The 20,671-nt window shown below is 70.0% G+C and carries 19 protein-coding genes; 9 read left to right on the forward strand and 10 right to left on the reverse strand.

Annotation, left to right across the window (positions count from 1 at the left end; genetic code table 11):
- Positions 1-132: 132 nt before the first annotated feature.
- The 5 genes from OG496_RS08035 to OG496_RS08055 are packed head-to-tail and all read left to right on the forward strand — an operon-like array spanning position 133 to position 3,843.
- Entirely contained in the window at positions 133-1,779 is a 1,647-nt protein-coding gene (locus tag OG496_RS08035; RefSeq protein WP_405970196.1) for a sensor histidine kinase, read from the forward strand.
- Positions 1,780-1,828: 49 nt separating this feature from the next.
- A complete protein-coding gene (locus OG496_RS08040) occupies positions 1,829-2,254 on the forward strand; it encodes a roadblock/LC7 domain-containing protein (RefSeq protein ID WP_327407380.1) in 426 nt (141 codons plus the stop codon).
- Positions 2,255-2,256: 2 nt separating this feature from the next.
- Entirely contained in the window at positions 2,257-2,634 is a 378-nt protein-coding gene (locus OG496_RS08045; protein WP_366495173.1) for a DUF742 domain-containing protein, read from the forward strand.
- A complete protein-coding gene (locus OG496_RS08050; RefSeq protein ID WP_043677399.1) occupies positions 2,612-3,214 on the forward strand; it encodes an ATP/GTP-binding protein in 603 nt (200 codons plus the stop codon). Before OG496_RS08045 ends, OG496_RS08050 begins: the two co-directional genes overlap by 23 nt.
- Before the next feature lie 32 nt (positions 3,215-3,246).
- A complete protein-coding gene (locus OG496_RS08055) occupies positions 3,247-3,843 on the forward strand; it encodes a GAF domain-containing protein (RefSeq protein ID WP_327405936.1) in 597 nt (198 codons plus the stop codon).
- Positions 3,844-3,929: 86 nt separating this feature from the next.
- Here OG496_RS08055 and OG496_RS08060 read toward each other — a convergent pair whose 3' ends face one another.
- On the reverse strand, positions 3,930-5,165 hold the full coding sequence (locus OG496_RS08060; protein ID WP_405970197.1) for an acyl-CoA dehydrogenase family protein: 1,236 nt from the start codon (positions 5,163-5,165) through the stop codon (positions 3,930-3,932).
- A 481-nt stretch (positions 5,166-5,646) separates the two neighbouring features.
- Positions 5,647-6,516: a helix-turn-helix transcriptional regulator gene (locus OG496_RS08065; protein WP_405970198.1), complete on the reverse strand. Its 870-nt coding sequence runs from the start codon at positions 6,514-6,516 to the stop codon at positions 5,647-5,649.
- A gap of 195 nt (positions 6,517-6,711) precedes the next feature.
- Between OG496_RS08065 and OG496_RS08070 the strand changes: the two genes are divergently transcribed.
- The 3 genes from OG496_RS08070 to OG496_RS08080 are packed head-to-tail and all read left to right on the forward strand — an operon-like array spanning position 6,712 to position 8,748.
- Positions 6,712-7,581: an SDR family NAD(P)-dependent oxidoreductase gene (locus tag OG496_RS08070; RefSeq protein ID WP_405970199.1), complete on the forward strand. Its 870-nt coding sequence runs from the start codon at positions 6,712-6,714 to the stop codon at positions 7,579-7,581.
- Complete coding sequence (locus OG496_RS08075) at positions 7,578-7,733, forward strand: hypothetical protein (protein WP_405970200.1); 156 nt, start codon at positions 7,578-7,580, stop codon at positions 7,731-7,733. Before OG496_RS08070 ends, OG496_RS08075 begins: the two co-directional genes overlap by 4 nt.
- A gap of 4 nt (positions 7,734-7,737) precedes the next feature.
- Positions 7,738-8,748: an aldo/keto reductase gene (locus OG496_RS08080; protein WP_366495178.1), complete on the forward strand. Its 1,011-nt coding sequence runs from the start codon at positions 7,738-7,740 to the stop codon at positions 8,746-8,748.
- Between the two features lie 7 nt (positions 8,749-8,755).
- Here the strand turns inward: OG496_RS08080 and OG496_RS08085 are convergent, their stop codons facing one another.
- The 4 genes from OG496_RS08085 to OG496_RS08100 all read right to left on the reverse strand — a co-directional run bounded on the left by OG496_RS08085 (position 8,756) and on the right by OG496_RS08100 (position 14,244).
- Entirely contained in the window at positions 8,756-9,553 is a 798-nt protein-coding gene (locus OG496_RS08085) for a DUF1963 domain-containing protein (protein WP_405970201.1), read from the reverse strand.
- A gap of 105 nt (positions 9,554-9,658) precedes the next feature.
- Positions 9,659-10,534, reverse strand: coding sequence for a PhzF family phenazine biosynthesis protein (locus OG496_RS08090; protein WP_405970202.1), 876 nt, complete (start codon positions 10,532-10,534; stop codon positions 9,659-9,661).
- A 112-nt stretch (positions 10,535-10,646) separates the two neighbouring features.
- On the reverse strand, positions 10,647-12,395 hold the full coding sequence (locus OG496_RS08095; protein WP_405970203.1) for an esterase: 1,749 nt from the start codon (positions 12,393-12,395) through the stop codon (positions 10,647-10,649).
- Positions 12,396-12,576: 181 nt separating this feature from the next.
- On the reverse strand, positions 12,577-14,244 hold the full coding sequence (locus OG496_RS08100; protein WP_405970204.1) for a serine/threonine-protein kinase: 1,668 nt from the start codon (positions 14,242-14,244) through the stop codon (positions 12,577-12,579).
- 430 nt (positions 14,245-14,674) lie between these two features.
- Here OG496_RS08100 and OG496_RS08105 point away from each other — a divergent pair, with 430 nt between their 5' ends.
- Entirely contained in the window at positions 14,675-15,781 is a 1,107-nt protein-coding gene (locus OG496_RS08105) for a sugar ABC transporter substrate-binding protein (protein WP_405970205.1), read from the forward strand.
- 125 nt (positions 15,782-15,906) lie between these two features.
- Here OG496_RS08105 and OG496_RS08110 read toward each other — a convergent pair whose 3' ends face one another.
- The 4 genes from OG496_RS08110 to OG496_RS08125 all read right to left on the reverse strand — a co-directional run bounded on the left by OG496_RS08110 (position 15,907) and on the right by OG496_RS08125 (position 20,663).
- Entirely contained in the window at positions 15,907-17,286 is a 1,380-nt protein-coding gene (locus OG496_RS08110) for an acyl-CoA reductase (RefSeq protein ID WP_405970206.1), read from the reverse strand.
- Positions 17,283-18,626, reverse strand: a complete 1,344-nt coding sequence (locus tag OG496_RS08115) for a hypothetical protein (protein WP_405970207.1) — start codon at positions 18,624-18,626, stop codon at positions 17,283-17,285. The genes OG496_RS08110 and OG496_RS08115 overlap by 4 nt, the downstream gene beginning before the upstream one ends.
- A gap of 18 nt (positions 18,627-18,644) precedes the next feature.
- Complete coding sequence (locus OG496_RS08120) at positions 18,645-19,349, reverse strand: ABC transporter ATP-binding protein (RefSeq protein WP_405970208.1); 705 nt, start codon at positions 19,347-19,349, stop codon at positions 18,645-18,647.
- 75 nt (positions 19,350-19,424) lie between these two features.
- Positions 19,425-20,663 (reverse strand): ABC transporter substrate-binding protein, encoded by a 1,239-nt coding sequence (locus tag OG496_RS08125; RefSeq protein ID WP_405970209.1) that lies wholly within the window; start codon positions 20,661-20,663, stop codon positions 19,425-19,427.
- Positions 20,664-20,671 lie beyond the last annotated feature (8 nt).

Consider the following 20,671-nt stretch of genomic DNA (forward strand, 5'->3'; position numbering starts at 1 on the left):
CCGTTAACTGTCGCATTCCTTACCGGACTTGACGGTTAGTGAGCGCTGCGCGCCGTGTGTCCCACCCGGTTGATCGAGAGGACTCCGATGCCCGAAATCCCCTCCTATGCTGTGCCCTCGGAGCCCGATCGAATGACTGGATCGAGCTCCGCGCGAAACAGACACGCCCGGTCCTCCGTCCAGGACGGACCGTCGGATTCGGCCACTCGGTCGCGCACGGTCCGGCTCGCCGTGCTGCCCGCCGCCGCGATGGCGATCCTCGCCGCAGCCGTCGTCCTGATCGTGCTGCGCACGCAGAGCGGCTTCGCCGACGGGACCACCTGGACGGTGCTCGCCGTCGCCGCCGTGCTCGGTTGCGGAATCCTGGTCGCGGGCGTGCGGCTCGGGCGTTCCGAGGCCGCGGGGATCTCGCGGCAGTACGCGTCGCTGCGCCGTACGGTCGCCACCGGGCAGGCCGATCTGCAGGACGTGCTGCAGCGGCTGGAGCGGGGCGAGCCGGTGGAGCAGGTGCCGTTCACGCACCAGCCGCCGTCGCAGACCGACCCGCTCGGCAGGCTGACGTACGAGATAGGCGTGGGCCTGTGGCAGGCCCGTACCGTCGTCGCGCAGACCGCTCAGCTCGCCCGGGCCTCCGCGCCGGACAGCGAGGAGCGCGTCGAGGTCTTCGTCAACCTCGCCCGGCGTCTGCAGTCCCTCGTGCACCGCGCGATCAACATGCTCGACCAGCTGGAGAACGAGGTCGAGGACCCGGAGCTGCTCAAGGGCCTCTTCCACGTCGACCACCTCGCCACCCGCATCCGCCGCCACGCGGAGAACGTCGCCGTGCTCGGCGGCTCGGTGTCCCGCCGGCAGTGGACCCGCCCGGTGACGCTGACCGAGGTGCTGCGTTCGTCGATCGCCGAGGTCGAGCACTACTCCCGGGTCAAGCTGGTCCCCCCGATCGAGGGCACCCTGCGCGGCCACGCCGTCGCCGACGTCATCCACCTGCTGGCCGAGCTCGTCGAGAACGCCACGACGTTCTCCGAGCCGCAGACCCAGGTGCTGATGCGCGCCCAGCGCGTGACCGCCGGACTCGCCGTCGAGGTCGAGGACCGCGGACTGGGCATGCCCACGCAGGAGCAGGCCCGCATCAACACCCTGCTCGCCGAGCCCGACCGCATCGACATCAGCAAGCTCCTCGCGGACGGCCGTATCGGCCTGTACGTGGTGTCCGCGCTGGCCCGCCGGCACGGCATCGCGGTCCGGTTGCAGAGCAACATCTACGGCGGCATCCAGGCCATCCTGGTCATCCCGCGCGGCCTGATGGGCGACGAGCCCGGCGAGATAACCGCCCAGGCGCAGTACCAGGAAATCGCCGACATGTCCCGGCCGGCCCAGGTCGCCCCGTCCCACCACCAGGCCGTCCAGGCGCCCCCGGCCCAGCCCGCCGCCCCGCCGCCCACGTTCCGCCAGCCGCTGCCCCCGGCCCGCTCCGGGAACGCGCCGATGCCCGTCGTGCACCAGCACCCGCAGCAGCAGCACCCCAGGACCGTGGAGCCGTCGGCGCCGCGCGAGCGCGGGTCCGTGCCGTACGGCAGGGAGCCCCGGGACGAGCGGCCGCGGCTGCCCCAGCGGCACGCGCAGGAGCACCTCGTACCCGAACTGCGTGAGGGTCCCGCCCCGCGCAAGACCGAGGAACAAGAGGTCGAGCACGATCCGGGACTGATGGCCATGTTCCGGCGCGGAGTCAGCCTCGCCGACAACGAACCCGACGAGCCTCCCACTGACAGCGCTCGCTGACCGCAGGCTCCGTTACTCGCACGAAGGAGAAGACGCCACCGTGAGCGACATGCACGCCGGCCAGCAGAACCTCGACTGGCTCCTGGCGGGACTCGTCCAGAGGGTCCCCTATACCCGCAGCGCAGTGCTGCTGAGCACGGACGGCCTCGCGAAGGCCGCCGACGGGCTGGACACGGCCGCCGAGGCCGAGCATCTGGCCGCCCTGGCGTCCGGTCTGCACTCGCTCGCCCGCAGCGCGGGCGCGCAGTTCGCCCAGGGCGCCGATGTGCGGCAGGTGGTCGTGGAGCTGGACAGCGCCCTGCTGTTCGTGTGCGCCGCGGGCTCCGGCGCCTGTCTGGCCGTGCTGGCCGACCGGGAGGCCGACGCGGCCGTCCTCGGTTACGAGATGGCCATGCTGGTCAAGAGTGTCCGTCCCTATCTCGCCACGCCGGTCCGACAGCAGGGGGCCGGTTCGTCGATGGATCCGAGGCGCTGACCATGTCGGACGCGGAGGACGGGTCGTGGCTCGACGACGAGGCGGGGCGGTTAGTACGGCCGTACACGGTCAGTAACGGTCGCACCCGTCCGTCGGCGCACTTCGACCTGCTCACCCTGGTGATGGCCACCGGCACCAGGCCACAGAGCTATCTGGGGCCCGACTACGACCAGGTCCTCACCCTGTGCGGTACGCCCATCTCGGTCGCCGAGGTGGCCGCGCATCTGCGGCTGCCCGCCGTGATCACCAAAGTTCTGCTCTCCGACCTCGTGACGCATCAGGCGCTCACCCTGCGCTCGCCGCGTGCCGTCGAGGCGGCCTCCCCGACCGACCGAAACCTCCTGGAGGCGGTGCTGCATGGACTACGTAAGCGGCTCTGACCCCTTTCCCACCGCCCTGAAGATCCTCATCGCCGGGGGCTTCGGGGTCGGCAAGACCACGTTCGTCGGTGCGGTCAGCGAGATCGAGCCGCTGAGCACCGAAGAACTGCTGACCTCCGTGAGCGCCCGCACCGACAGCCTGGTGGGCATCGAGGACAAGTCGACCACCACCGTGGCGATGGACTTCGGCCGGATGTCCCTGGACAAGGAGCACGTCCTCTATCTGTTCGGTACGCCCGGGCAGGAGCGGTTCTGGTTCATGTGGGACGAGTTGTCGAACGGCGCGCTGGGTGCCGTGGTGCTCGCGGACACCCGCCGGCTGGACCACTGCTTCGCCGCCGTCGACTTCTTCGAAAGACGTGGCATCGGCTTCATCGTGGCCGTCAACGAGTTCGACGGCTCCTATCACTACGAGTCCGACGAGATCCGCGCCGCGCTCGACCTCAAGCCCGACGTACCCGTCGTGATGTGCGACGCGCGGCAGTGCAACTCCGGTACCCGCGTGTTGATCGCACTCGTACAGCATCTGCTCGCCTCGACTCCCGGCACCCCGCCCGCGGAGCTTTACCCGTCACGCTGAGCCCACGCTCGACGCGACCGAATGGAGCCTGCATGTCAGCCCCGGTTCCCTACTCCACCCAGAACTCGTACGACCCGACCAGCCATCTGCTGCTGACGCCCGAGGACCGGGAGGCGTCCGCCCGGGTGGCACGGCTGCGCGAACTCGGCCTCGGGAACGCGCCGATCGCGGAGTTCGACGAGTTCGCCCGCAACCTGGCGCAGGTCACGGGTGCGCCGTTCTCGATGGTCAACTTCATCGACGAGAACCGCCAGTACTTCGCCGGTCTCTACGCCGGTGGCCGTCCGGGCGTCCAGTTGGCGCCGGAGGAGCAGCCGGAGGTCGGCCGGACGATGACGCGTGATCAGGGGTACTGCCCGCACGTCGTCGTGCGGAAGAAGGCACTGGTCCTGGAGGACGTCTGCGACTACCCGCGGTTCGCGGGGAACAGCGTCGTGGACGAGATAGGCATCCGCTCGTACATGGGCGCGCCGCTGATCGACTGGAAGACGGGCATGGCCCTGGGCACGATCTGCGTGGTCGACACGGACACCCATCCGTGGGGGCGCGAGGGTCTGGCGACGATCAAGTCGCTGGCGCAGCAACTGGTCGACCGGCTCCACGCGATGGAGACCCGGGGCGGGATCTGAGCCCGCCGCCGAGGCGGCCGCCGGGGCGAGGAGAGTTCAAGTACGGGAGCCGCGGGCACGACGCTGTGTCCGTGGCTCCCCGGTGTTCAGCCCGCGAGCCCGGCCGTCTCCAACTGCCCCAGACGGCGCGGCGGTTGGACGGTCCGCACGAGGTCGGCCAGTCGCTCGGACCACTGGCCCTTGGCGGTGCCGAGAGCTACCTCGCCCAGCCTCAGCAGCTGGATGTCGGAAGTGCCGGCGGGGGCGTAGATGTGGTGGGCGTCGCGCAGGTAGCGCTCCACGGGGCGGTCGGTGAACAGACCGCTGGCGGCGTGGATCTCCATGCTGTCACGGGCGGAGTCGACGGCCGCCTCGACGTTGAGGAGTTTGGCGTTCATCAACTCCGCGTCGCAGGACAGCCCTTGGTCGAGGAGGTGGACGGCGTGGTAGGCGGTCAGCCGGGCCGTCATCAGCCGGGACTTCATCCGGCCGAGCTTGAGTTTGATGTTGGTGAGGTCGCCGAGGGGTGCTCCGAAGCGCTCGCGCTCGATGCACAGGGCCGTCGTCTCCTCGAAGGCGGCCTGGTGGATGCCGAGGGAGACGGCCGTGAGGTTGGGGCGGCCGTAGAGGATGCTGGAGGAGTAGGCGACGGCCAGGCCCTGGCCCTCTTTGCCGAGCCGATTGGCCGCCGGTACGCGGCAGTTCTCGTAGATGATCTCGCCGAAGCTGAAGCCGTGCAGACCCATCGCGGGCACCTGCTCACCGAGCGAGAAGCCGGGGCGGTCGGACTCGACGAGGAAGGCCGACAGTCCCTTCGAGCCCTCGCCGGTGCGTACGACCACGCCGTGCACGTCGCCGACGTGGCTGTTGCCGACGAAGACCTTGCGGCCGTTGAGGATGTAGTCGTCACCGTCCCGGACGGCGGTGCTGCTCATCCCCAACACGTGGCCGCCCGACTCCGGTTCGGTGACGGCGATGGTCGGGAGGCAGTCGCCGGCGGCGATGCGCGGCAGCCACTTCCGCTTCTGCTCCGCGTTCCCGAAGTGAATGATCTTGGCCACACCGAGCTGGGAGGCCTGAACCATGGCTCCCATAGCACCGCATACCCGGGCGAGTTCTTCGATGGTGATGGTCTTGGCCAGGTGCCCGGCGCCCATTCCGCCGTACTCTTTCCCAATGGTCACGCCGATCCAGCCCTGCCGGGCGATGAGACTGGACAGCTCGCGCGCCACGGTGCGCGACTTCTCCATCTCCGCTATCCGCGGACGTACCTCGCGTTCGGCGAACTCGCGCACGCGTTGGCGCAGGTCCTCGTGCCACCCGCTGGTGAAATAGCGTTCCACAACCCCTCCTGCACGCTGCCTCCGTGTCCGGCTTGATCCGGAGGTCGTTCGTCGGGCAGTGGTTCGTCGCCCTTGGGCGCCTGCCCGAAATATTGTCTACTTGTCGACCCATCTCAGCCAAGATCACCTCACGAGGTTGACTGAAACCCGGCGCCTTGCCGGGACTCCCAACTGTGCGATATGGGCCACGACATGATCTCATCCGGCCAAGTAACGAAGAGAAACCGCCCAAGGGCGAACAGGTCGCACCCAATTCGGACAGACGCCTGCCCACCAGGCACATGCCGGACGGACGTAGCGCGGCTCACATCGACAATCAGTCACGTTCCGGCTGACCGATAAGAAGGCCTGCCCAGTTCCCTGACCTACGTTCAACCGACGAACATCAGCCACTTCCGCGGGGAGGAGGCGACGGTTCCGTCGCACCAACCTGCACTTACGTCACTCCGGCCCCACCGTTCACACCCTGGGAGGCGCCGGATCACTCGGTGCCGGCGGCGAACCGGTCGGTGCCGAGCACGGTGAGGAGGGCGAGTTTCTCGTGGCTTTCCGTACCGGGGGCGGCGGTGAAGACGAGCAGCGACTGGCCCTGGTCCGGCTCCAGGAGGAGTTGGCAGTAGAGGTCCAGCCGGCCGACCTGAGGATGGACGAACCGTTTGGTCTCGCTCCAGCGCAGACCCACCTCGTGCCGCTCCCACAGCCGGGCGAACTCGTCGCTGGCACGCAGCAGTTCGTCCGCCAGGCCCGCGGCGGGAGAGCCCGGCCCGTCCCGGGTGACGGCGGCGCGCAGCAGGGCGACGTTGGTCCGGCTGTTGACGTCGTACTGCTCGGGGGCGTAACACTCCCGCTCGGCCGGGTCGGTGAACCAACGGAACGTCGCGCTACGGGAGTTGCCGGTGTACTGGGTCTGCTCGCCGAGCAGCGCCACGGCGGACGGCGTCTGCAGCAGCGTCTCCCCCAGCGGTCCCATGACCTGCGCGGTGGTGTCGGCCAGGCCGTCCATGACCCGCATCAGCCCGGGGCTCACATGCTCAAGTCGCGTGCCCCGGCGGGCGGTTCGGTACCCGGCGAGCAGGAACAGGTGATCGCGTTCGTCCGGGGTGAGCCGCAGGCCGCGGGCGATGGCCGCGAGCATCTGCTCCGAGGGCTGCGGCCCGTCGCCGCGTTCCAGCCGGGCGAAGTAGTCGGCGGACATGGTGCACAGCTCCGCCACCTCCTCGCGGCGCAGGCCTGGAGCGCGCCTGCGCTGCCCGCGGCGCAGCCCGACGTCCTCCGGTTGCAGGGCCGAGCGCCGGGTGCGCAGGAAGGCGCCGAGGGACGAGCGGTCGAACGTGTGGTCCATGGTCCTCATCGTTCGCCATCCGGCGCGGCTTAGCCACGACCTGGCGTTCAGTGGTTGCGGAGGTCCTTCCGGCGGCTGTGGCGGGGCGGGTTCACTGGCGATGCGATCAGCGATGCGGCCAGGCAGGGAATCGGCCAGGGATGTGACGGCATCGCGATCGCCGGTCGCGAAGATTCACACGCCACGATTCAGGAGCCAAGTCCCATGTCCCGTATGCCCAGTTGGACCGCACACGACCTCCCGGACCTGACCGGCCGTACGGTGGTGATCACCGGTGCAGGACGCGGCCTCGGCCTGATCACGGCACGCGAACTCGCCCGCGTGGGTGCCCGTGTCGTGCTGGGGGTACGCGACACCGGCAAGGCCCGCCGCGCCGTCGCCGGCCTGCCCGGCACCTTCGACGTCAGGCCGCTCGACGTGTCGGACCTGACCTCGGTGCGCGCCTTCGCCGACTCGTGGTCCGGCGACCTCGACATCCTGGTCAACAACGCCGGCGTGATGGACATCCCGGCCGCGCGTACCGCCGACGGCCTGGACCTGCAGACCACCACCAACCACACCGGCCCCTTCCTGCTGACCACCCTGCTCCTCGATCACATCACCGACCGCGTCGTGCACGTCACGAGCGAGCTGCACAAGCAGGGCAGGCTCGACCTGGACGACCTCGACTGGCGCACCCGCAAGCACAACGGGATGCAGGCCTACCAGGCGTCGAAGCTCGCGGTCGTCCTGTTCTCCCTGGAACTCCAGCGCCGGCTGACCGCCGCGGGCAGTCCGGTTCGCTCGGTCCTGGCCAGTCCGGGCATCGCCCGCACCTCACTGGCGGCCCACTCCCGGTCGAACGTCGTCAACCGCTTCACGTTCCTCACCAACGCCCCGGAGCGTGGCGCGCTGTCCCTGCTCTACGCCGCGACCCAGGACGTCCCCGGCAACTCCTACATCGGCCCGGACGGCCTGGGCGGCTTCCGGGGCGCCCCGGCCGTACGCCGACAGAGCAAGGCCGGCCTCGACCCGGCCGTGGCCGCTCGCCTGTGGAATGCGACCGCCGACCTCGTCGGGACGGTCGCCCGATGAGCCACCCGAAGAGTGGCCCTGTGGGCTGCCTGGAGGCCGCCGACCACGAGAGCATGCCGCGCCGGGTCAAGGTGCCGGTCCTGTTCACCCACCACTTCCGTCAAACCGAGTGGGCCGACGCGCTCGCCACCAGCACCGAAACAGAACGGTAGAGACATGACACTGCGGACACACAAGATCGGCCGGCACGGCCTCGTCGCCTCCGTCCAGGGCCTCGGCACCATGGGCATGACCGCGATGTACGGCACCCCGGACGAAGCCGAGGCGATCAGGACCGTGCACCGCGCGGTCGAGCTGGGCGTGACGATGTTCGACACCGCCGACATGTACGGCCCGTTCACCGGCGAGGAGTTGCTCGGCCACGCGCTGACGCCGGCCCTGAAAGGCCGCCGTGACGAACTGATCGTGGCGACGAAGGCCGGCGGCGTCACGCTCGACGGCGCCGGAAAGATCGTGGGCGGCCCCAACGGACGCCCCGAGTACCTGCGGGCCGGTGTGGAAGGCTCACTGCGCCGGCTGGGCACGGACCGCATCGACCTCTTCTATCTCCACCGGGTCGACCCGGATGTGCCCGTCGAGGAGAGCTTCGGCGCCCTCGCGGAGCTGGTGACGGAGGGAAAGCTGCGGTATCTCGGCATCAGCGAGGCGTCCCCGGCGAGCATCAGGGCGGCGCACGCGGTCGCCCCGCTGTCGGCGGCGCAGACCGAGTACTCGTTGTTCACCCGCACCGTCGAGGTCAACGGTGTACTCGACACGGTCCGTGAGCTCGGCATCGGCTTCGTCGCGTACGCGCCGCTCGGCCGCGGCTTCCTCACCGGGGCCGTGCGCTCGGTGCGCGACCTGCCGCCCGAGGACTTCCGTCGTACGGCACCGCGCTTCGCCGACGCGAACCTCGGACAGAACCTGTCCCTCCTCGACCGGATCGTCGCGACGGCGGAGACCCTGGGTGTGACGACGGGTCAACTCGCCCTCGCCTGGGTGCTCGCGCAGGACGGAGTCACCGCCCTCCCGGGAACGAAGCGCCGCACCTGGCTCGAACAGAACGTCGCCGCCGGCGCCGTCGAACTCACCCCCGCGACCGTCGCCGCCCTCAGCGCCGCGATCCCGGTCGGAGCCGCGGCGGGAGACCGCTACTCCCCGATCGGCATGGCCTCCGTCCAGGAGTGACCCGGGATCAGCACTGCTGCTCGTACTGGAGGCCCGCATACTCCCGGGCGGCGATGCCCTCCCGTGTGCCGACGATCAGGTTCATGGTGAACACGTTGTAGTCGATCGCCTGCCCGGCCAGCTGCGCGAGCAGCACGAGTTCGCCGGTGTCCGGTGCCATGTCCCACGGGTCGGAGAACCCGCCGATCTGGACGCAGACGCCGGGCCGATGGCCACCGAAAGCCAGGTCACCAATGGCCTCCTCGACACTGTCCAGCGCGTCCTGGGCGCCGCCGCCGTCGCCGTTTCCGTTGCCATCGAGGAACGCGCTGATCTGCGGGCCCCCTTCCCACTCACCGTCGAAGTTCAGTCCGGGCACGGGGTACAGGGTGCGTGGTTCATAGACCCTGATCTCCCCGGCCTCACCGTCGAGTTCGTACGACGCGGGGCGCTCCTCGGTGCGTACTCCGGCAGGTATGTGGAGCACCGCGGACGACTCCGGCGGGTACTCGATCTCGGTGAAGACCAACAGGTGTCCATCCGCGGGCAGTTCGATGTCCAGGACGCCCCGAGGCAGGGCAGCGCAGTCGACACTCAGCACCAACGGCTCTTTCCCGTCAGGCCAGTTCACCCCGTCCGGCAGCGCGGGAAGCCCGCCCGTCCGCGCGGCGGGGCGGGTGCTCCCCCGACGCGACTCGGGCACCTCGTCATAGGGCACCAGGTAGAGGCACGGCCGCGCCCGGGCCATCAACTCCCGTACGACGGGGGCGGGTACGCCGTATTTGGCCGCCGTCTCAAGAAGGAGCGCTTCGTCGATCGATGTCATGCCCGGGATCGTGCCATGGGCCACTGACATGTCGCGGATCGTCGCAGTACGCCGACGTGGACTGGCTGGACAACCGGCACGGGAGCCTTGTGCGCGTCCGGCGCTTCAGCCGATCCGTGTTCCCGCGCCGCCGACGCGGACCCGCAGGTCGCCCGCGCGCAGCGTCACCGTGAGTTCGCCGGGGCGGCCGAGGTCCTCGCCCTGGTACAGGGTGAGGACGGCGTCCTCGGGGACCAGGCCGAGTTCACGCGCGTACGCACCGAACGCGGCCGCCGCCGCACCGGTGGCCGGGTCCTCGACGACACCGCCGACGGGGAACGGGTCACGGACGTGGAAGACGGTGTCCGACTCCCGCCACACCAACTGGACCGTGGTCAGGTCGAGTTGGTGCATCAGGGCTTCGAGGCGGGCGAAGTCGTAGGCGAGGTCCGCGAGTCGGGCGCGCGTCGCCGCCGCGAGGACGAGATGGCGGGCGCCGGCGAAGGCGATCCGGGGCGGGAAGGCGGGGTCGAGATCGGCCTCCGGCCAGCCGAGCGCGGTGAGTGCCTCCGTGAGGTCGGCGTCGGCGATGTCCTCGACGTGCGGTTCGACGCTGGTGAGCGTGGCCCGGAGTGTCCCGCCCTGCTCGACCACCTGCACCGGCACGGTGCCGGCGCGCGTCGCGAACACCAACTCCCCCGGGCCCACCCGCTCGGCGAGCGCCACGGCCGTCGCGACGGTGGCGTGCCCGCAGAACGGCACCTCGGCCTTGGGGCTGAAGTACCGGATGGTGTACGCCCGCCCCTCCGCACCGCCCAGCCCCTCCGGGGGCGCCGTCAGGAACGCGGACTCCGAGTATCCGAGGTCTGCGGCGATGGCCAGCATGGCGCTGTCGTCCAGCGCGGAGGCGTCCAGGACGACGCCGGCGGGGTTTCCGCCGGCCGGGTCGCTGGAGAAGGCGGTGTAGCGCAGGACCTCGGGGCGTGGCGCACTCGTCGTCATGCTCGGGGCAACCGGGGTGGAGCCGCGGCCATTCCCGCACGTGGGCGGAGGCGGTGCCGGGCGCCCGACCGAAGCTCGTCGGTCGGGCGCCCGGGCTGCCCTTGACTGGCGATCACTTCTTGACGACGGACTCCACCCAGCTGATGAAGTTGGTCGTCGAGTCACCGGTGCGCTCGGCCATGGTGTGCGCCTGGGCCCACACGGTGGCGAAGTCGACGTCACGGATGCCGTAGTTCAGCAGGGCCAACTGGATGTTGATCTCGGTCGTGTTGGCCGTGTCGCCCTGCATGATGCCGGTGCGGATGCGCCAGTGCCGCGCCACTCGCGACCGCCGGTAGCCGTCGAAGGCGGGCGAGAGGAAGTACAGCGGGTTGTACGCGTCGCCCCGCCAGGCCATGTCCTTGCCGACGCTGTCCTTCTTCGCGAAGTCGCTGTCGTAGGCCGCGGAGCCGTAGGCGGAGTCCCAGTCGGAGTACGTGGCGTACGTCGTCTCGTTCGCCTTGATGACGTCACGCGTGAGCGGCGCGAAGTGCGACGGGGCGTCGAGCCCCATGGCGAAGACGCTGTTCTCGCCCTGTCCGCGGGAGTATCCGTCGAACGCGCCGACCGGCTTGTTCGCGGTCTTCTGGCTGTTCACGAAGCCGTCGAGACCGGACACCGTGGCGGTGTTGGTCGTGGCGTCGTAGGTGACCCAGGTGCTGGCGGTGTTGAGGTGGGCGATGTAGTCGGCGACCGTCTCGTACGTGGTCGAGGTCCCCGTCTGGCCCGATCCGGGCGGGCCGCCCTGGGTCGTGATGGTGTACGGGAAGGTGTTGTCGGACAGGAAGTGGTTCAGCGAGGTGATGATCACCCCGATCAGGTGGTCGTAGTAACTGCCGGACAGGTACGTGCCGTTGCTGGACTCGGTCAGTTCAAGGCGCTTGCCGTGCTCGTCGCGCAGACCCAGGCGGTTGAGGTACTTGGGCCAGGCCTTCGCGAGGTCCGCCGAGTAGGCGCTGGTCCACGTGCCGGACGCGCGGGTGCTGGTCGAGGCGAACTGGCCCATGTTCCACTCGTAGGACAGGTTGGCCTCGGCGAGGTCGGTGATCGGGCACCAGGCCATGACGCCGGCGACCGCGTCGCTGAGGGGCCGGCCCTGGGCGTCCTCCATCGCCGCGCCGATCGTGCGCAGGTACGGGTCGAAGAGGGGGCTGTCGCCGGACGCGCCCGCCACGGTGTCCTGGGCGCCGCCGCCGCTCATGCCGAACAGGACGATGTCGTCCGTGCTGCCGGGCAGGACGCTCCGGTTGTACCGGAGGAAGCGGACCGCGGCCTTGAGGTCGGTCACGCCCCAAGGGGCCGCGTCGGAGCGGGTGCTGGTCGAGCTGTCCCGGCCACGCAGGCCCGGCCACACGTAGACGAGCCCGGCCTCCAGATACGCCGACACGCTGGTGTAGCTGTAGGACGTGGCCGGTGCCTGCTGGGCGTAGCCGGGGGTGTTGACCGGGATCACGATCGGCGCCGTGCGTCCCGAGTACGCGCCGACGGTGCCCTTCGGGTCGGCCTTCGCGGTGTACGTGGTCCCGTCGCTGTTCGCGGTGGCCGTCAGATAGGCGCCGGGCACGTAGATCGACAGGTTCTCGTAGTCCGTCGCGGCCGGATTCGCGACGTACACCTTCCCGATCTGGTAGTACACGTCGTTGGTCGCGTCGTACGACCAGGCGGTGGGGTCGAGCTCCAGCGAGTACGCCGCGGACGTGCTCGACGAACTGCTCGACGACGAGGTGGCGGCGAACGCCGTGCCCGCCGTGCCCTCGGCGACTCCGAACGTGGCCAGGGCTGCGACGCCCGTGGCACTACGGATGACCGTTCTGCGGTTCATGTCCACCCGTGGACCTCCTTGTACAGCAAGTTGCGTGGTCACAGCCGTACTTGGGCACCACCCCGGCGACGCCGCGGGCAAGTCGGCTGTGCGGCTCATACGAGTCCCAGACTGTAGGCGGGGACCCTGAGCCGGAGCCGGGAATTGTTAACAATTTTGATGATAATTTTGTTAGAAGACGTCAGCGCGCCGACAATTCGGTCGCGGTGAAGCGCTCGAATCCCGCGTGGTAGGCCGTGCCCCGCGGGTCGGTGGCGCTGTAATGGAAGGCGGCCACACCGCAGCCCCGCGCGTCGAAGGCGTTTCCGGTGTACGCGGCGACCCGGGTGCCATTGACGGCGAGCTCCACCTTGATCCGGCCCCCGCCGGCGGAGGAACAGGTCATCGACATGTCGACCTGCTGCCGGCTCTCCACCTTCAGGCCCAGGTCCGCGAGGTTCACCTCGACGACCCGGTCGTGCTGGAACTTCCCCTTGAACCTGAACTCCCGCACGATCAGGGCTTCCTGATCCGTCGTCAGGTAGGTCGCCCAGCGGGAACCCTTCCAGTAGTCCCCCGAGCCGTCGCACCACAGCCCGACCCCGCCCTCGCCCCCGTACCACTCCGTCTGGGTGCTCAGCCGTACGGCGAACGAGGACGGCTCGAAGGGCGCCTGCGGCCACACCTCCAGCTCGGACCTGGGATCCACCAGCATGGTCCCGCCCTGGTGCGTGATTCTCGCCAGGGTCGGGTCCTTGTACGACCAGTCGCCCGAGTCGGTCAAGTCATCGGTGTACGAGAGGAGTTGGGAGCTCGCGGCTCTCGTCGATCTTCCGGCCGACGAGGACGACGAGGACGCGGAGGACGGGCCATGGGCCTGCGGGCCGCCCTCCGTCGCCGATCCTCCCGAGGTGGTGCTGAGCACGACGGCGAGCAGCACCGCCACCGCGGCGCTGCCGGCCGCGAACCCCCACAACCGCAGCTGCTTGGCGCTCAGGCCGGAGCCCGCGCCGCCGCTCCCGGGTCCGGGCGGCCGCGACGGCGTACGCGACTCCGTCCGCGCGCCCTCCGTCTCCCCCGCCTCCGCGAGCCGGGTGACGAGCTGGGCGGCGGTGGGGCGTTCCGCCGGGTCCTTGCGCAGGCAGTCGGCGACGACCGAACGGACCGGCTCCGGTACGGCCGTGAGATCCGCGTCGCGGGTGCACACGGCGACGAGCACCTCGTAGTCGCTCTCCCCCTCGAAGGGATGGCGCCCCGTGGCGGCGAAGTACAGCGTGCCGCCGAGGGAGAACACGTCGGAGGCGGCGGTGACCCGGAACGACTTGACCTGCTCGGGCGACATGTACGCGGGCGAGCCGAGCACGCTGCCCGGTGTGGTGAGCGCCGACTCCAGCAACCGGTCGTCGCGGGCGATCCCGAAGTCGATGATCCGGGGTCCGTCCGGGGAGAGCAGGATGTTGGACGGCTTGATGTCCCGGTGCACGACGCCCACCCGGTGCACCTGCGCCAACGCGTGCGCGACGGCCAGCCCCAGGGACTGGAGCCGCCCGGAGGACAGCGGACCGTTGGCGGCCACATGCTGGTGGATCGTGGGGCCCTGGACGAACTCGCTGACGATGTAGGGGTGTTGTCCGGACAGGTCGGCGTCGAGGACGCGCGCCGTGGCGAGTTCACCGACCCGGCTCGCCGCGCCGAACTCCCGGCGTACACGGGCGAGCGCGACCTCGTCGTACTCCTTGCCCGGCAGCAGGAACTTCACCACGACCTGCTGCCCCGTCCGGTCCCGGGCGAGCCACACCACTCCCTGTCCGCCCCGGCCGAGCTCGCGCTCACAGACGTATCCGCCCGACAACCGCATCCGCGGATCCATGCCCCCGCCCCCAGCCCCGCCCCCGGTTCATGGCCGTTCTTCAGCGTATCGGCAACACCCGGCCCCGACAGGCCTCTTGGCGCGGAACGGAGGCTCCGGCCTCGGCGCGGTGCCGAGGGACCCGCACGGACGCGGCCGTATCAAACCGGGTCACCGAAGCCGCCACAACCTCTCCCCGCGATCGCCACCCCGTCCACATCAAGGAAGTGCGACGGTGACGGCCTGAGACAGGAATCGCACAGGCGAAGGAGCAACTCCCGGTCGCGGAGGCCGTGTCGAAGCCTTCCTGCCCCCGCAGACGCAAGGGCCGAGCCCCCCTCGCCCGGCAGCCACTTCTCACCGGACATCAACGCTCTCCCCCGAAAGCCGCCCGGCTCCCCCCACTCGAAAGGCGCCCCACGTGAACGCTCCCGCCCTTTGTCGAATCCCCGTGCGTCACCTCGCGACGGCTCTGACCGCGTCCGCGTCCGCGCTCGCGCTCACCGCGTGCGGCGTCGTCGACGGGGTCGTCGGAAGCGACGGTTCCGCGTCTCCGAAGAAGGGCGACGACATCACGGTGGGACTGCTCCTGCCCGACAAGGACACCGCACGCTTCGAGGCCTTCGACCACCCCGTCATCACGAAGGAGGTCGCCGCCCTCACCAACGGCAAGGGCAAGGTCGTCTACGCCAACGCCGAGGCGAGCCAAGACAAGCAGAGCCGGCAGTTCCAGCAGATGGTGGACCAGAAGGTCGACGTCATCCTGGTGGACGCGCTGAACGCCAAGGCCATCGCGCCGGAGGTCCAGAAGGCGAAGGACGCCGGCATCCCCGTCATCGCCTACGACCGGCTCGCGGAGGGCCCGATCGACGCGTACGTCTCGCACGACAACGAACTCGTCGGCGAGATCCAGGCCCGCGCCATCATCACGGCGCTCGGCAGCAAGGCGGCGTCCAGCAAGATCGTCATGATGAACGGCGACCCCGCGGACACGAACTACGCGAAGTTCAAGGACGGTGCCCTCGGCGAACTTCAGAACAACGTCAAGATAGCCAAGGTGTACGACACCGAGAAGTGGTCGCCGGCGGTCGCCGAGACGAACATGAAGAACGCGATCAAGGCCGTCGGCCTCGACAACATCGCCGCGGTCTACGCGGCCAATGACGGCCTGGCGGGCGCCGTCATCAAGGCCCTGAAGGACGCGGGCGCCACCAAGATCCCACCGGTGACCGGCCAGGACGCGAACCTGGACGCGGTCCAGCGGATCGTCGCGGGCGAGCAGTACATGACCGCGTACAAGCCGTTCCCGGAAGAGGCCACCCGCGCCGCGGAGATGGCGGTGTACAAGGTCCAGGGCCGCGACATCCAGTTCGACTCCCTGACCCGCGACACGGTCGACAGCCCCACGAAGAAGAAGATCCCCACGATGCTGGTACCGGTGGTCGCGCTCACGAAGGACAACATCGAGGACACGGTGATCGCGGACGGCATCTACACGGTCAAGGAGATCTGCACCGCGCAGTACGCGGCGGCCTGCGCGGCGATCGGCCTGAAGTAGCAGCCACACTCTGTACGGCTCGATGGACCCCCATGACCACCATGCGGCCCGACGCCTCCGCCGGCCCCCTCGGACTCACCGGTTGGAGCGGCGTCGTGCTCCCGCCGGACCGCGGGTCCGTCACGTCACTCGTCGTTCACCCAGCGCATGAGCCGTTGCAGCGGGTAGAAGCCGTCGTGGGAGAGGCCCGGAGGCATTCCGCCCGCCCTGCCGAGGGAGACCACGCGCTGGACTCCCGCGCAGGCGAGGGCGTCGCGCAGTTCCGCCTTGCGGGTGTCCGGGTACACGCCGACCGTCTGGGTGGCGACTCCGGCGTGCGCGACCGCTTGCGTCAGCTCGGCGACGGGGACGACGTCGACGATCTTTCCGTCGGGGTGGAAGTCCACCGGTTCGGGAGAGCGGATGACCAGGCCCCGGCCGTCGTAGCCGCCCCACACCCGGTAGTCGGGTGTCAGGGAGCGCAGGACGTCGATCTCCTCGCGGAGCTCCGCGGTGACCCGCGGGCCGTCGGCCGAGCTGAACTCCCTTGCCACGCCCAGGCGTTCGCACAGCAGGGCGGCGTAGCGGTCGGCGTCCGGCCAGGAGCCCTCGACGAACTGGAAGCGACTGGCCACACAGGCCTGCTGGTTGAAGAAGGTGGCGTCGGCGGCGCCCGCGTCGGCGGCTCGGGCAAGAGTCTCGGGGGACTCGAACGCCTCGCGGCCGATCAGCGAGATGGAGGTCTTGGGGTCGAAGGAGACGAGCTCGAAGCCCGGACCGACGTACCGCAGTGCCCCGCGGATGGTGGCCTCGCCGCCCCAGGCGACCAGCTTGTCGAAGAACTGGGGGCGGAACAGCACGCTCTCCACGGCCTCGTCGCCGCCGCGCCAGTACACCGCGGAGAACGAGCGCACCACGGGGTGGCCGGGGGCCACCGCCGCCATCGTGCGCAGGATCGCGGTCGCGGTGAACAGGTCGTTCGAGGGCAGTTTCAGCAGGTTGACGCCCTTGGTGAGGGCGCCGCGCACGACGGACATCGCGGCGACGCCGGGTGCGTTGCCGGCGATGATGTGCACCAGGCGCGGTGGGAACGCGCGGGTGGCCGCGGTCCGGTTCTCGGGCAGGCGTACCTCACGCCAGCCGTCGAGCACGTCCGCTCCGCCGAGTTCGTGGTCGATCTGGGCGTACAGGCCCGGCCGTTGGAAGCTGCGCCACAGCATGGCGTAGGCGCGTTCGAGGACCTCCGCGGGCAGCGGGCTGACCCGGACCATGCGGTCGAGGGCCTCGGCGAGCAGTCCCTCGCGGTCCGCCTTGAGGGCCTCGCCGGTCTCCACGAGCAGGTCGACGATCTCCGCGACGGGCACGTGGAAGGCGGGGCCGGGTTCGGTGCGGGGCCAGACGAGGCGGTCCAGGTCGAGGGCCGGTGCGGTGAAGGCCGAGCCGGCGCGGCCGTACGCGACGGGTGAGCCGTGGTCGACCTCGCCGCGCACCACGTGCACGACCTCGGTGTCGGTCGAGGTGCTCATCCGTGGATCATCCCCCGCACATAGGAGTCGAGTGTCGCGGCGCAGGTGATCTTGTCCTCGCCGCCCAGGTCCCCGTAGCGCCTGATGTCCGGCAGGACGGTCGGTCCCGCCCGGCCGCAGTCGCACGGTGAGAAGTCGACGAAGACCCGGTCTCCGCTGATCAGCCCGCCCCAGCGGCCCTCCAGCGAGACGTCCAGGAAGGCGAACCGCCCCTCCACCACGCCCTGTTCGGTGTTGAGGAGCTTCTCGCCCGGCTCGTCCAGGACCAGCGGGATCACCCACGGCGGCACGTGGTAGTTGCCCGACTCGCAGGCCAGGCAGGAGCCCTGGAGTTCCGTCATGCCGTAACTGCGCACGCGCCGTACGCCGTCGTAGAAGGCGGCGAACTGCCGCTGGTAGTCGTCGGGCAGGACCCCGTTCTTGTTGCCGCCGCCGCTGAGCACCAGCGTGTCCGGGTGCAGGCTCCCGTCGGGCACGCCTTGGGCCCGCAGGGCCTGGATGAGGGTGAACTGCTGGTTGTTCATCCCGGCGATCAGCAGCGGCTCGGTCCGGTGTGCGGCGATGTCGTCGACGATCTGCGCGACGGCCGCGCCGAGTTCCTGCTCGCGGGTTCCGGACGCGGCCTCGAAGGAGCTGATCTCCTGCGGGGTCGCGGTGCCCTCCGCCATCCGGCGGCGCAGCAGGGCGCTGCTCATCAACTCCGAGACCCGCATGGGGTCTTCGGTGAGCAGCCGGGTCTCGCCGGGCCGGACGAAGACCTCCGCGTGCCAGCGGTAGCCGTCGATGGAGCGCATCGGACCGCTCGCCGGTGCCAGGAGATAGCCGCGGCGGGTGGGCTCGGGCGGCAGCGGGTCGGGCCAGCAGGTGAGGTTCTCCAGGATGTCGTGCAGGAAACTCAGGTCGCTCGCGGCGCAGTTGAGGAAGGAGACCTTCCCCGAGGTGCCGCTGGTGATGTAGGGGCGGTGACCCGCGGCCGTGACGCGGTCGGTCCAGTCGTCGATGTCGGTCACGCCCTCGACGTCGACATCACCCGGCTCGACCACCGACACCGTCGAGTACCAGCGCAGCAGCCGGTCCCACCGGCCGCCGGTGATGAGGGAGAGGGGGTACGACTTGTAGCTGGTGTGGGAGAACAGCAGGGGCACGAGGTCGTCGGGGCTCTCGATCCCGTGGACGCCGCTCTCCTCCGCCCGGGTGCGCAGCAGCGGGATGCGCTCGCGGTGCGCGGCGAAGACCTCGCGCGCCGCTTCGAGCTGCAACTCCCGCAGCTCCCGGGCGGGTTGGTCGAATGTGTCACCGGACCGGACCATGGCCCGGATCTGCTCACGTGCGCTGGGCACGGCAACCACCTCCATCAGTCATGAGGACGGGTTCTTCGCGAGATAGGAGGACTCGATGGCGTCGAGGTCCCCACGCAGTTCCTTCGGGGTGCCGGCCATGACGACGCGGCCGCGGCGCAGGACGTAGACGCGGTCGGCGATGTCGAGCACCTTGCGGACGTGCTGTTCGACCAGCAGTGCGCCCAGGCCCTGGTCGGCCGCCTCGCGGACCGCGCACAGGAGGCGGTCGACGACCAACGGGGCGAGGCCCAGGGAGAGTTCGTCGGCCAGGAGGAGCCGGGGGGTACGGCACAGGGCACGCGCCAGCGACAGCATCTGCTGCTCGCCGCCGGACAGCATGCCCGCGCCGGTCCTGAGGCGTTTCTCCAGTTCGGGGAAGAGCGCGACGGCCCGGTCGGGCGGCACGCGCCCGACCCGCAGGTTGTCGGTGGTGTCGAGGCGGGTGAAGACCGCGCGTTCACCGACGTAGGCGAGGCCCTCGCGGGCGCGGCGGTGCAGCGGTGCGTGGCCGGGGGTGCCCAGCCAGCGGACCTCGCCGCTCATCGGGGTCAGGTCGCCGGACAGCGCCCTGAGGGTGGTGGTCTTGCCCGCGCCGTTGGGACCGAGCAGGGCGACGACCTCGCCCGGCCGGACCTCCAGGTCGAGGTCGCTCACGACGGGTCGGCTGCCGTATCCGGCGGACAGGGCGCGGGTCGCTATCAGGGGCACATCTGTGTCGTGCACGAGGTCTCTCCTCAACCGGAGTCGGCCGGAAACCGAAGCCGACCGGGAACGGCGGCCGGCCGGACCGAAGCGGGCTCAGCCGTGCGACGCGGCCGTCAGCACCTTGCGGACGTCGACGAAGGTCGACCCGGCCTTGGCCCACTCGATCTTCCCGTCGCGGATGGTGAGTTCGGTGGCGGTCGTGTTGTGGATGCGGTCGAGCCCCTTGATCGGCAGGGCCGTCGACGCCTTCCAGTTCAGGGGCGGGGTCAGGCCTCCGGTGTCGATGCCTGAGGTGGTGTTCAGCTCCTTCACCAGCGCCTCGGCCGAGATCGTCGGCAGCTTCTTGGCGGCCTCGGTGAAGACCTTGAAAGCCACCCAGGTCGTGGCGTTGGCGCCGTTGGTGGTGTCGATGTCCTTGCCCTTGGCCGCCGCGACGAAGTCCTTCCAGACGGCGTCGGAGGTCGGCGGGTAGTAGCCGGTGATCGCGGCGCCCTCCAGCGGGCTGCCGCTGCCGCCGGTGCTGGCGGCCAGTTGCGGGGTGAGGTTGCCGACCACGCTGGCGAGCTTGGTCTTGTCGCCGGACTGGACGTACGACTTCACGAACAGGTCCGAGGCGGTGCCCAGGATGACGCTCACGCAGTCGCTGCCCTTGGTCGCGGCGACCTGCGGGGCGAGGTCCGTGGCGGTGAGCGGCACCTTGAGGTCCTTGGGCGCCGCCCCTCCGGCGGAGGTCACGCCCAGGGTGAGGAACTGCGAGACCACGGCAGCCGCGGCCACGTCGTACCGGACACCGGTGATCTTCTTGCAGCCCTGCTCCACCAGTTGGCGGCCGTGGGCGGCGAACACCACCGGGGTGCCGCCGTTGACGGGGAAGGACAGCGGGTTGGAGAACTCCGCGGCGGAGACGCCGGTGCCGCCGATGTACGGGATGCCGGCCTTCTGGAGGATGGGCATGTAGCGGTCCCCGGCGAGGCTGTAGGAGCCGACGACCGCGGCCACCTTGTCGGCGACGGCCTGCTGGGCGCACTTCTCGGCCTCGTCGGGGTCGCCCTTCTCGTTGCAGAACTCGACCTTGAGAGGCCCTCCCTTGATCCCGCCGTTGGCGTTGATCCACTTCTCGTAGGCCGTGGCGGTGAGGTGGATACCCGGCTGGGCGCTGCCCTGGGTGTTCTCCGGCGCCCAGACCATCACCTTGACCGGGGTGCCCTTGAGCGAGGAGGTCTCGGCCGAGCTGTCGGCCGACGCTCCTCCCCCGCATCCTGCGGCGAGCAGGGCTCCGGTCACTGCGAGACAGCTGGCCGCGGCGCTTCTGCGTCGGCGTGAGTCGTTCATGGTCCCTC

The organism is Streptomyces sp. NBC_00988 (assembly GCF_045162645.1).
Taxonomy (GTDB): domain Bacteria; phylum Actinomycetota; class Actinomycetes; order Streptomycetales; family Streptomycetaceae; genus Streptomyces.